Raw genomic sequence first — 12,667 nt, 5'->3', positions numbered from 1 at the left:
TTTTGACAAATAATGCATTTTCTCAAAAAAGAAAAATAGTTAAAATTGACTCTCTAATGAAATGGTCAAACCAAATTGGAGTTTTTAATGGAAATGTACTTGTTTCAAAAAATAATAAAATATTATACAACGCTTCATTCGGATTTACTGATGCAACAAAAACCAATAAATTAACTACCAATTATAGATTCAATATTGGCTCTATCACAAAAGAATTTAGTGCAGTTGCTTTACTGCAGTTACAAGAACAAGGCAAATTAAAATTGACCGATAAGATTTCTAAATTCATTCCGGAATTACAAAAATGGGCAAATGAAGTTTCAATTATAGATTTATTGCAATATACAAGTGGGATACCTAATGTCAAATGGGCGGGGATTAAAAATGATAAAGATATTTTTGATGGTTTAAAATTAATCAACTCACTTGACTTTAAACCAAGAACAAATTACGATTATAACAACAATAATGTTTTTTTAAGACACTTTATTGTTGAACGATTAACTGGAATGTCTTATAAAACTTATGTAGAAAAATTCATCTTCAAACCTTGTAAAATGAATTTTTCTATTATGACACCTTTTGAAAATGTAGAAAACATAGCTAAAGGATTTAATAATAATTTAGTTTCGGACAAAACCGACTTACCAATAACCGGTGGTACTTACTTAACAACCTTTGATTTACTGAAATGGGCAAATTGTCTTCATTCAAAAAAAATAATCAATAAAAAATCACTTTACGAAATAGGTCAACAATTTGATTTGCAAGAAACTCAATCCGCTTTGGGAAAAGCAAAATTTAAAGGCGAAAATTTAATTGAGCATTTACATGATGGAAGATCCGGGAATTATGAAGCAATTTTAGTTTCGGATATTGATGAGAAATTTACAGTAATTCTATTAAACAACAACTTTAACGGAAAAGTTTTTGAAATATCAGATGCGATTATAGCAATACTGAAAGACCAAAAATATAGCCTTCCAAAAAATTAATTGAAAAATAATCGATTCCCCGCACCCGCACGAATCCTTTCGTTTGGCTCATAGCGATAATTACGATTTTGGAAAACTAAACATTCTATTTGTCACTAATGTCCTAGCCCAGATGGAAACGGCATCCTGTTGTGGCGGGGTTCGCCACAACAGATATAGTGAACAGCAGGAAGAGCTCCTAAAAAATTAAATAATCAAGACATTACCGTAAATTAAGTATGCCTTGTTATTGATTATGAACCTTAGTCCCTTCAAAACTTTGCCTCTCTTAACCTTTTTGTCTACTTTTGCAAAAAATATATTTCTCAACTTAAAACTGTTTATAGCATGCAACTGTATAACACATTAAGCGCAGAGGAAAGAGCCATCATGATTGATGATGCCGGAAAACAACGTCTTACTTTGTCTTTCTATGCTTATGCGCAAATCTCAAATCCAACACAATTTCGTAACGAATTATTTCTGGCGTGGAACCCACTTGAAGTTTTGGGTCGGATTTATGTAGCCAGTGAGGGAATCAACGCCCAATTATCATTGCCTGCCGATAATTTCTATGCATTCAAAGATTCCATCGAGGTCTACGATTTTATGAAAGGAATCCGATTAAATATTGCCGTAGAACAAGACGATCACTCGTTTTTGAAACTGACTGTAAAAGTGCGTGATAAGATTGTGGCTGATGGTTTGGTTGATGAAACTTTTGATGTAACGAATATTGGAATTCACCTAAAAGCCAAAGAATTCAATGAACTTCTAGAAGATCCAAACACGATTGTAGTCGATATGCGAAATCATTACGAAAGTGAAATTGGACATTTCACCAAAGCTATAAAACCAGATGTGGATACTTTTCGGGAATCATTACCCATTATCGAAGAGCAGCTTACGGAACACAAACAAGACAAAAAACTATTGATGTATTGCACCGGAGGAATTCGCTGCGAAAAAGCCAGTGCTTATTTCAAACATAAAGGTTTTGAAAACGTGTACCAACTGGAAGGCGGAATTATTGAATACACCCGCCAGGTAAAAGCCGAAGGTTTAGAAAGTAAATTCATTGGGAAAAACTTCGTATTTGATCATCGCTTGGGCGAAAGAATTACAGACGATATTGTTTCGCAATGCCATCAATGTGGCGCACCTTGTGACGTACATACCAATTGCGTGAACGAAGGTTGTCATTTACTTTTTATTCAATGTGACTCTTGCAAGGGAAAAATGGAAAACTGTTGTTCTGCTGAATGTGTAACTATAATTCATTTGCCGGAAGAAGAACAGAAAGCTATTAGACGAGGAATTAAAAACGGAAATAAGATCTTCAAAAAAGGGAAATCAGACGTTTTGACTTTCAAAAATAATCAAGATCCATTAGCAGGAGTTCCGAATCTTAGTGAATTGGCTGAGTCAAAAATTGCTCGCAGAGTAGCTACCGTTCTCAAAAAAGAAATAAAGATCAAAAAACAATACATTGGAAAAGGAACTCACTTTTATCCAAAACCAAGTATTGGTCAGTTTCTAATTGAAGAAAACGAAATCAAAATTGGTGATACGATTCTGATTAAAGGAGCTACAACCGGAGAACAAATAGTAATTATTGAAGAAATGCTGGTGAACGATTTAGCACAAGAAAAAGCAGTTTCTGGAGATACTTGTACTTTTAAATTGCCATTCCGGATTCGATTGTCAGATAAATTATATAAAGTTGTAGATTAGTGGAAATTTAAAACTAATTGTATGCCACATTCCTTTAATAAATTATGGATTCATGCTGTTTGGGCAACCAAAAACAGGGGTGAATTAATTGACTTTTCAATAGAGAAACAAGTATACGACTATATCAGACAAGAATTAATTGAATTGGGATGTCCCGTACGAATCATTAATGGAATGCCAGATCATATTCACGCCTTATTTTTATTAAATCCACAAAAATCAATTGCAGATGTAATAAAACAAATTAAAGGGAGCTCGTCACATTCTATAAATGGAGAAAATTTAATGATTGAAAAATTTGCTTGGCAAACAGGTTATGCCGCTTATTCCGTTAGTGAATCTCAATTAGAATCCGTTTATAATTACATAAAGAATCAAAAGCAACATCATTTAAAGAAAAATTCTCAAGATGAATTTGACGAATTTATAAAATTACATGGGTTAAGCCAAATTTGAAACCGTGGCTATCTTCAAAACACACACAACCATTAAACTATAGCCAACCGTTTCAACGGTTGGAGACATTCATGGAGCAATCTTTGAAAAATAATGTATTGTTCTTTACGTTGCCAACGGTTTCAACCGTGGGCTATGTTCTAAACACACAGCCATTAAACTACAACCAGCCGTTTCAACGGTTGGAAAATTCATGGGTCAATCTTTGAAAAACAATGTGTTGTTCTTTACGTTACCAACGGTTGAAACCGTGGGCTATATGCAAAACAAACACAACCATTAAACTACAACCAACCGTTTCAACGGTTGGAAAATTCATGGGTCAATCTTTGAAAAATAATGTATTGTTCTTCACGTTACAATCGGTTGAAACCGTGGGCTATGTTCAAAACACATACAACCATTAAACTATAGCCAAACGTTTCAACGGTTGGAGACATTCATGAGAAAACCTTTAAAAATAATGTATTGTTCTTTACTTTACGTTGCCAACGGTTGAAACCGTGGGCTATATGCAAAACAAACACAACCATTAAACTATAGCCAACCGTTTCAACGGTTGGAGACATTCATGAGAAAACCTTTGAAAAATAATGTATTATTCTTTACGTTGCTAACGGTTGAAACCGTGGGCTATGTTCTAAACACACACAACCATTAAACTATAGCCAACCGTTTCAACGGTTGGAGACATTCATGGGACAATCTTTGAAAAATAATGTATTGTTCTTTACGTTGCCAACGGTTGAAACCGTAGGCTATATTCTAAAAACACACAACCATTAAACTATAGCCAAACGTTTCAACGGTTGGAGATATTCATGAGACAATCTTTGAAAAACAATGTATTGTTCTTTACGTTACCAGCGGTTGAAACCGTGGGCGATGTTCAAAAAACACACAGCCATTAAACTATAGCCAACCGTTTAAACGGTTGGAGACATTCATGAGAAAACCTTTGAAAAATAATGTATTATTCTTTACGTTGCTAACGGTTGAAACCGTGGGCTATGTTCTAAACACACACAACCATTAAACTATAGCCAACCGTTTCAACGGTTGGAGACATTCATGGGACAATCTTTGAAAAACAATGTGTTATTCTTTACGTTGCCAACGGTTGAAACCGTGGGCTATCTTCAAAACACACACAGCCATTAAACTATAACCAACCGTTTCAACGGTTGGAGAAATTCATGGGACAATCTTTGAAAAAATAGATATAAAACACATCATATCTTTATAAGAAGGGATTCAAAACTAACCCATTACAAACTAATTTGTAATGGGTTTTTTTATTGAAAATTTATGAGGCATTCGTGCTTTTATGCGTTGTGACGTAAAATTAAAAAATACTATCTTTACACATTAAACGTTTTAAAAACATAAGTTGTGCTCGTCGCAACACTATATATAAAATTATGGCATGTACAAGTTGTTCAACTTCTGATGGTGGATCACCTAAAGGTTGTAAAAATAATGGGACTTGCGGCACCGACAGCTGCAATAAATTGACGGTTTTTGATTGGCTTTCTAATATGAGTCTGCCTAATGGTGACGCCCCTTTTGACTGTGTGGAAGTACGCTTCAAAAACGGCAGAAAAGAATTTTACCGCAATACAGAGAAATTAACGTTAAGCATGGGCGATATCGTGGCTACTGTTGCTTCTCCGGGACACGACATAGGAATTGTTACTTTGACAGGAGAATTAGTTAAAATTCAAATGAAGAAAAAAGGAGCCAATCACCTGGGCAACGAAATTCCGAAAATTTATAGAAAAGCATCCCAAAAAGATATTGATATTTGGTCTGCGGCACGGGAAAAAGAAGAGCCAATGAAGGTGCGCGCACGGGAACTGGCGATTGCTCAAAAACTGGAAATGAAGATTTCAGATATCGAATTTCAAGGGGACGGATCAAAAGCTACGTTTTATTACACGGCAAATGACCGAATTGATTTTCGAGCATTAATTAAAGATTTTGCTAAAGAATTCAGTACCCGAATAGAAATGAAACAAGTAGGTTTCCGTCAGGAAGCAGCTCGTTTAGGCGGAATAGGTTCTTGCGGAAGAGAATTGTGTTGTTCGACTTGGCTGACGGATTTTAGAAGTGTAAATACCTCAGCGGCACGGTACCAACAACTATCTTTGAATCCACAAAAACTAGCCGGACAATGCGGAAAATTGAAATGCTGTTTGAATTATGAACTGGATACGTACATGGATGCTTTGAAAGACTTCCCGGATTTTGAAACAAAATTGGTAACGGAAAAAGGAGATGCCATTTGCCAGAAACAAGATATTTTCAAAGGATTAATGTGGTTTGCCTACACCAATAATTTTGCAAATTGGCACGTATTGAAAATTGATCAAGTCCGAGAAATCATCGCTGAAAACAAACTGAAAAATAAAGTTTCTTCGCTAGAAGATTTTGCAATAGAAATCATTGCAGAACCAGAGAAAAACTTCAATAATGCAATGGGACAAGAAAGTTTAACTCGTTTTGATCAACCCAAAACGAAGAAAAAACCAAATAAAAAACGAAAACCGGGCGGTGAAAATGCAATTGTAGCAAACAGCAACAAACCTGCAAACAATACCCGTCAAACTCCAAATGACAAAAAGCCTGTGGAGCCAAGAAAACCTATAATTATTACTAAAAATGTGGATAAAAAATAGCGCTTTACTTCTTTTGGCAGTAATTCTATTCTGGTCGTGTGATAAAAAAAGGGTTTTTGATGACTATCAATCTGTGGGTAGTGCGTGGCATAAAGACAGCATTGTAACGTTCCATTTACCAGAACTAGATTCCACAAAACGCTATAATTTGTTTGTGAATTTGAGAGCGAATAATGCGTATCAATACAACAATTTGTTTTTAATTGTAGCTTTAGAACTACCTAATGGTTTTACAAAAGTAGACACGCTCGAATACCAAATGGCTGATCCGGAGGGATTACTATTAGGGAATGGATTTTCAGACATAAAAGAAAGCAAACTTTTTTATAAGGAAAATGTACGGTTTCGATCCAAATACACCGTTCATATTAAGCAAGCAGTCAGAGAAAACGGCAAAGTTCCCGGCGTGACGGCTTTAGACGGAGTTACAGATGTAGGTTTTAGAATAGAAAAAAAAGAATAAAATAGTATTATGGCTATCAAAAAAAACAACAGTCCCGCTAAAGATAATGACAAAGACATGGCTCATTACAAAAATATTTTTTGGAAAATATTCTTTGTAGGGTTAGGAAGTCTTGCTTTATTTTTCCTGTTTGCTTCCTGGGGAATCTTCGGTTCGATGCCCTCTTTTGAAGATTTAGAAAATCCCGATTCTAATTTAGCGACTGAGATCATATCCGCTGACGGAGTGGTTTTAGGGAAATATTTCGAAAAAAACAGATCTCAATTAAAGTATTCTGACTTGCCAAAAAATTTGGTTCAAGCACTAATCGCAACGGAAGATGCTCGTTTTTATGAGCATTCCGGCATTGACGGAAGAGGTACTTTGAGAGCCATCTCGAGCTTAGGAACCAGCGGAGGAGCCAGTACCTTGACGCAGCAATTAGCCAAACAATTATTTCACGGAGAAGGATCTAAATTCCTGCCTTTTAGAATTGTACAAAAAATAAAAGAATGGATTATTGCCATCCGATTAGAAAGACAATACACTAAAAATGAAATTATTGCCATGTATTGTAATGTATACGATTTTGGAAACAATTCTGTCGGAGTTAGTTCAGCCGCAAAAACGTATTTTTCTAAAGAACCAAAGGACTTAACCATCAGCGAGTCGGCAATATTAGTGGGAATGTTTAAAAATTCTGGTCTTTACAATCCTGTGAGAAATCCACAAGGAGTGATAAACCGAAGAAATGTAGTGCTTCTGCAATTAGAAAAAGGAAAAATAATTTCAAAAGAAGAAAAAGAAAGACTGCAAGCTTTACCAATCACATTAAAGTTCAAATTACAAACGCACAAAGACGGAACAGCAACCTATTTCAGAGAATATTTAAGAGACTACCTAAAAAAATGGGCGGAGGAAAATAAAAAACCGGATGGTTCAGATTATGACATCTACAAAGATGGCCTAAAAATCTATACTACCATTGATTCCAGAATGCAACTGCACGCTGAAAAAGCAGTAACGGAGCACATGGCCAATCTTCAAGAAGAATTTTTCGAGCAATCCAAAACAAATAAAAATGCGCCATTTGTCAACATCTCTTCTGTAGAAACACAACGCATTTTAAGCCAAGCCATGAAATCCTCGAACAGATGGGCGGTATTAAAATCACTGGAAAAAACGGACGAAGAAATTATAGCATCCTTTAGCATAAAAACTAAAATGAGAGTCTTCTCTTGGAAGGGAGAAAAAGACACTATTATGACGCCATTGGATTCCATTCGGTATTACAAACATTTTTTACAATCCGGACTCATGGCGATGGAACCTCAAACGGGAAATATAAAAGCGTGGGTTGGGGGTATCGATTATAAATATTTTCAATACGATCACGTAGGGCAAGGTGCCAGACAAGTTGGTTCCACTTTCAAGCCTTTTGTTTATGCTACAGCCATAGAGCAATTGAATATGTCACCTTGTGATTCCATTATTGATTCCCCTTTTATGATTAGAAAAGGACGTCATAATGTTACCGAAGATTGGGAACCAAAAAACTCCAACAACAGATACAGCGGAATGGTAACCCTAAAACGAGGATTGGCAAATTCCATCAATATTATATCCGCAAAATTAATAGACCGAGTAGGTCCGGCAGCTGTAGTCGATTTAGCCCATAAATTAGGCATCAAATCAGAGATTCCACTTCAGCCTTCCATTGCTTTGGGAGCCGTTGAAATAACCGTCGAAGATATGGTTGCTGCTTACAGCACCTTTGCTAATCAAGGCGTGTATATGAAACCCCAATTTATATCTCGAATCGAAGATAAAGGTGGCGTAATTATTTACGAACCCATCCCTGAATCACATGATGTTTTAAACAAAGACATCGCGTATGCCGTGATCAAATTATTAGAAGGCGTTACGGAAGGCGGGTCCGGAGATCGTTTGCGCACCACCGGCGGCGGAAACGGAGACAAACGCTGGACAGGATATCCCTATCAATTTAAAAATCCTATTGCAGGTAAAACAGGAACTACACAAAACCAATCTGACGGATGGTTTATGGGAATGGTTCCTAATCTTGTAACTGGAGTCTGGGTGGGTTGCGAGGACCGTTCTGCCCGTTTCAAAAGCATAACTTACGGACAAGGTGCCACAGCAGCACTGCCGGTTTGGGGTTATTTTATGAAACTTTGTTACGAAGATCCCGCTCTAAAAGTATCCAAAGCATCCTTTGAAAGACCCGCAAATCTATCCATAAAAGTAGACTGCTACACCGCTCCAAAAGTAATAGACACCACTAATATTGAACAAAATACCGATGAATTTGAATTGTAAAATTTTCATCTGGAGCTAATCCAGCCATCCGCTATATCTTTTAGTCTCCTTAAAGAAGGAGACTAAAAGGATGTCGCTTCTATCTGGGCTAGGCAATTCGTTCTTAAAATTAAATCTTGTTGTTATTAATACTACAAACAGATTGGGTTCTTCTTTAAATTAAAATTCGTCAACTAGCATTCAATTTTATGATTAACAAAAAAGTAAATAACGTTCATGAAGCCCTTCAAGGAATTGAAAACGGGATGACCATCATGCTGGGCGGTTTCGGATTATGCGGTATTCCAGAAAATTCCATCGCCGAATTAGTAAAAAAAGAAACTACGGATTTAACCTGTATCTCAAACAATGCAGGAGTAGATAATTTTGGCCTTGGATTGCTTTTGCAAAAACGCCAAATCAAAAAAATGATTTCTTCTTACGTAGGTGAAAATGCCGAATTTGAGAGTCAAATGCTATCTGGAGAACTCGATGTAGAATTAATCCCGCAAGGAACTCTTGCAGAACGATGTCGTTCGGCACAAGCAGGAATTCCAGCTTTTTTCACCCCTGCCGGTTATGGAACTGAAGTAGCCGAAGGGAAGGAAGCACGGGAATTCAATGGAAAAATGCATCTTATGGAATACGCTTTCAAAGCTGATTTTGCCATCGTAAAAGCATGGAAAGGTGATGAAGCCGGCAACCTAGTTTTCAAAGGAACAGCACGAAACTTTAATCCTTGTATGGCCGGAGCGGCAAAAATAACTATCGCCGAAGTAGAAGAATTATTGCCTGTAGGTAGTTTAGATCCAAACGAAATTCATATTCCAGGAATACTTGTAAATAGAATTTTTCAAGGTGTGAAATATGAAAAAAGAATTGAACAAAGAACCGTGAGAAAAATTTTCTGATTATGGCTTTAGATAAAAATCAAATTGCAAAACGCATTGCAAAAGAATTAAAACACAACTACTATGTGAATCTCGGAATCGGGATTCCAACATTAGTTGCTAATTATGTCCCAGAAGGAATTGACGTCGAATTTCAAAGTGAAAACGGAATTCTCGGTATGGGTCCATTCCCTTTAGAAGGCGATGAAGACGCTGATTTAATCAACGCCGGAAAACAAACCATAACTACTTTGCCTGGAGCAAGTTTCTTCGACTCGTCATTCAGTTTTGGAATGATTCGTGGACAACATGTTGACTTAACAATCCTTGGTGCAATGGAAGTTTCCGAAAATGGTGATATTGCCAACTGGAAAATTCCTGGTAAAATGGTCAAAGGAATGGGTGGCGCAATGGATTTAGTGGCTTCTGCCGAGAATATTATTGTAGCCATGATGCACGTTAACAAAGCTGGCGAATCTAAAATACTTAAAAAATGTACCTTGCCTTTAACAGGTGTTGGCTGTGTTAAAAAAGTCGTTACTGAACTAGCCGTTTTAGAAGTAACGCCGCAAGGTTTCAAATTATTGGAACGCGCACCGGGTGTAACCGTAGCGCATATCATCGCTTCTACGGAAGCTGATTTAATTATTGAAGGTGATATTCCGGAGATGGTTATTGAGTAGCCCGAGTCTTAAAAACACAAAAAAACCACAATTTAATGAAATTTAGGGCTTTTTGTATTTAGTGATTTAGGTTCTAAAAATTGTATTTCCCTCCAAGGTAAATACTCCTTCCGCTAGCATTAATTCCAGAGGCAAAAGTCCTGTATTGTATATCTAAAATATTTTCAATACCGGAATAAACAGTGAACTGTTCCGTTAAAGATAATGATCCTTTCAAATTATAGGTTTCCCAAGAAGGCATTCCATTTTTTGGAGCATATTGCAAATTATCTTCTCCACTAGGCGAGTAATTGCTCAACTCTTTTTTTCCATTATACAACATATATAAATCCAAATTTACTAGTTTACTTTCATATTTAAAACCTGTTTTTCCATAAAATGGAGCAACATGGTCTAAAGGAAAATTACCCCCCGCATTTTGGACTCTACCGTGAGTAAAATTGAAAACGCCATAAAACAAGAATGATTTTGTGATATAACTTCTTAAGGTAGAGGAAATTCCGCTAATATTTCCTTTTCCTTGATTTTGATTGGCAAGAATGAGACTGTTTTTTCCTTCATAAACAATCGAAGATTGTCCGTTTAACGTAAAAGAACCCGTTATTATTGCATCATACAGTCTTGTGTAATAAAAAATATTTTCAAACTGAAAACGCTTACCTTCCCAAAAAGTAATGCTCAAATCAGCCGTTACTGATTTTTCAGGCCTCAAATCTTTGTTTGGTACAATTAAAGTTCCTGTTGCCGATTCGAATATTTTTGCTAAATCATCAATGTTTGCAACTCGAAATGCAGAAGCTAAATTAAAACCTATTTTTGTGTTTTCGCTGGCATTATTTACAATTCCAACGGCACCGCTATAGGTAAAGTTTTTTTGTGATACGCTAGTATAAGGTAAATTCAGAAAATTGGTTAAAATTTCGCTATTCAAAGTCGTGTAACCAGCCCTAGCACTTACATTACACGAGGCTGTTTTGTTAATGTCATTGCTGTAGGATGCAAAACCTTCGGCTCTAAAAGTATTGTTTTTTCCATCTGGATAACGCGAATCAGTAATGCTTTCAGCATTAGTTAAAATATTTTTTTTATTTCCTAAAGAATTTAAATTATCATAATAAACATCGGCGCCATAAATAAAATCACCATTACCTATTTTTGTTTTAAAATCAGAATTGATGGCAAATATCGAAACTTTTTCAATCCTTGAACTTTGCGTTGGATTGCCGAAATTACGGGTAATTCTACTTTCTTCGATGTTTTGATAACTGGCAACCAAATTCATATCACTGTTTAAGAATACCTTCTTTTTGTCTAATTTATAAGAAGAAATTAACCTTTTTTGTGGACCATAATTCCAAACTGCAGATTTAAATTTTCCGTTTGAACTCAAATCAGTTAGCCTGTCATATCTGGGAATGTTTGATGTGGTAGAAAATTGTAAATTTATACTATGTCGTGTGCTGATATTCTGCTGAAAAATAATTTTTTGCATAAAATCATATTGTTTATATCCAGAAAATTTTTGCACATATTTATCATCATTAGTAACTTTAATGTCAATACCATCTTTGGTTACCACATAAAAAGGTCTTTCTCCAAAAAAATCATTGCTACCATTTTTATGTTTTCCCATTTTTAAATCCCCATAATCATTATAGGAGAATGAAGTTAAGTAACCCCATTTTTGACCCGCAAAGTTGAAATCTAAATGACCTGATTTTCCTTGGTTTGCAGAGTTATAATTTGTTAAAGCAGTTCCGCTAACCTTTTGGTTTTCCGTATCGGAAAGCAATTTTGCAATTTTAGTTTGTAAATAAATGGCTCCGCCAAGCGCATCACTTCCGTGAATAGTAGATGATGGTCCAAAAAGCACGTCTACATTTTCAAGCATATTTTTATCAACAGTAATTATGTTTTGCAAATGTCCAGCTCTGTAAATTAAGTTATTCATTCGGATTCCATCAACGAGTAATAAAATTCTACTGGATTCAAAACCCCTAATAACAGGGCTTCCGCCGCCCTGTTGCGATTTTTGAACTGCTAAAGTCCCCGAATTCCCTAACACATCGGCACTGGACTGGAAGTTATTAAACTCGATTTCTTTTTTAGAAATACTTTCAATTTGTTGCGTAATTTTTCTTTTTGGTTTTGCAAATCGTTGTGTACTTACAACTACTTCATCTAATCCTATTGAATTTATAATGTCTTTTTTAGTTTGGGAAAATCCCGACAAAGAGTAAATACAAACCATTACGATTATTATTATTTTCATGTTTGTGTAATTAATTTTGTTTAAAATAGATACTTCAAAAAAAAACATGGAGTATCTAATAGTGAATAGATAAAGGATCTAGTTTTTAAATTAAATTGAGTATTATGATTTTTAATTATATCAATTTTAAAATCAATTTTAAAACCAAAATTCACTTTGTTTTTTTGTAAGAGGTGATTAAAGAGAAAGATTCGTTTTTACTTACTTTTAAAATAGCAT

Annotated in this window: 9 protein-coding genes; 8 read left to right on the top strand and 1 reads right to left on the bottom strand. The window is 35.5% G+C overall.

Going from position 1 to position 12,667, the window contains the following annotated elements; translation table 11 throughout:
- Positions 1-56: 56 nt before the first annotated feature.
- The 8 genes from EKL95_RS03535 to EKL95_RS03500 all read left to right on the top strand — a co-directional run bounded on the left by EKL95_RS03535 (position 57) and on the right by EKL95_RS03500 (position 10,176).
- Positions 57-995: a serine hydrolase domain-containing protein gene (locus EKL95_RS03535; RefSeq protein WP_233584041.1), complete on the top strand. Its 939-nt coding sequence runs from the start codon at positions 57-59 to the stop codon at positions 993-995.
- Between the two features lie 327 nt (positions 996-1,322).
- The gene (locus tag EKL95_RS03530) at positions 1,323-2,708 is read left to right on the top strand and encodes a rhodanese-related sulfurtransferase (protein WP_126563559.1); all 1,386 of its coding nucleotides are present in this window, start codon (positions 1,323-1,325) and stop codon (positions 2,706-2,708) included.
- 21 nt (positions 2,709-2,729) lie between these two features.
- Positions 2,730-3,164, top strand: coding sequence for an IS200/IS605 family transposase (gene tnpA / locus EKL95_RS03525; RefSeq protein ID WP_126563558.1), 435 nt, complete (start codon positions 2,730-2,732; stop codon positions 3,162-3,164).
- Positions 3,165-4,585: 1,421 nt separating this feature from the next.
- Complete coding sequence (locus EKL95_RS03520; protein WP_126457706.1) at positions 4,586-5,842, top strand: stage 0 sporulation family protein; 1,257 nt, start codon at positions 4,586-4,588, stop codon at positions 5,840-5,842.
- Positions 5,826-6,305 (top strand): gliding motility lipoprotein GldH, encoded by a 480-nt coding sequence (locus EKL95_RS03515; RefSeq protein ID WP_126563557.1) that lies wholly within the window; start codon positions 5,826-5,828, stop codon positions 6,303-6,305. Before EKL95_RS03520 ends, EKL95_RS03515 begins: the two co-directional genes overlap by 17 nt.
- Positions 6,306-6,314: 9 nt before the next feature.
- Positions 6,315-8,624 carry a penicillin-binding protein 1A gene (locus EKL95_RS03510; RefSeq protein ID WP_126561392.1) on the top strand — a complete coding sequence of 770 codons (2,310 nt, stop codon included), beginning with the start codon at positions 6,315-6,317 and terminating at the stop codon, positions 8,622-8,624.
- Between the two features lie 188 nt (positions 8,625-8,812).
- Positions 8,813-9,514, top strand: a complete 702-nt coding sequence (locus EKL95_RS03505; protein ID WP_126561391.1) for a CoA transferase subunit A — start codon at positions 8,813-8,815, stop codon at positions 9,512-9,514.
- A gap of 2 nt (positions 9,515-9,516) precedes the next feature.
- Positions 9,517-10,176 carry a 3-oxoacid CoA-transferase subunit B gene (locus EKL95_RS03500; protein ID WP_126563556.1) on the top strand — a complete coding sequence of 220 codons (660 nt, stop codon included), beginning with the start codon at positions 9,517-9,519 and terminating at the stop codon, positions 10,174-10,176.
- 73 nt (positions 10,177-10,249) lie between these two features.
- Here the strand turns inward: EKL95_RS03500 and EKL95_RS03495 are convergent, their stop codons facing one another.
- The gene (locus tag EKL95_RS03495; protein ID WP_158614841.1) at positions 10,250-12,448 is read right to left on the bottom strand and encodes a TonB-dependent receptor plug domain-containing protein; all 2,199 of its coding nucleotides are present in this window, start codon (positions 12,446-12,448) and stop codon (positions 10,250-10,252) included.
- Positions 12,449-12,667: the final 219 nt, after the last annotated feature.

The organism is Flavobacterium sp. LB2P53 (assembly GCF_003970305.1).
GTDB lineage: Bacteria > Bacteroidota > Bacteroidia > Flavobacteriales > Flavobacteriaceae > Flavobacterium.
Note: the sequence above shows the minus strand (reverse complement) of the source record. Positions and strands in the feature narration are given on the sequence as shown.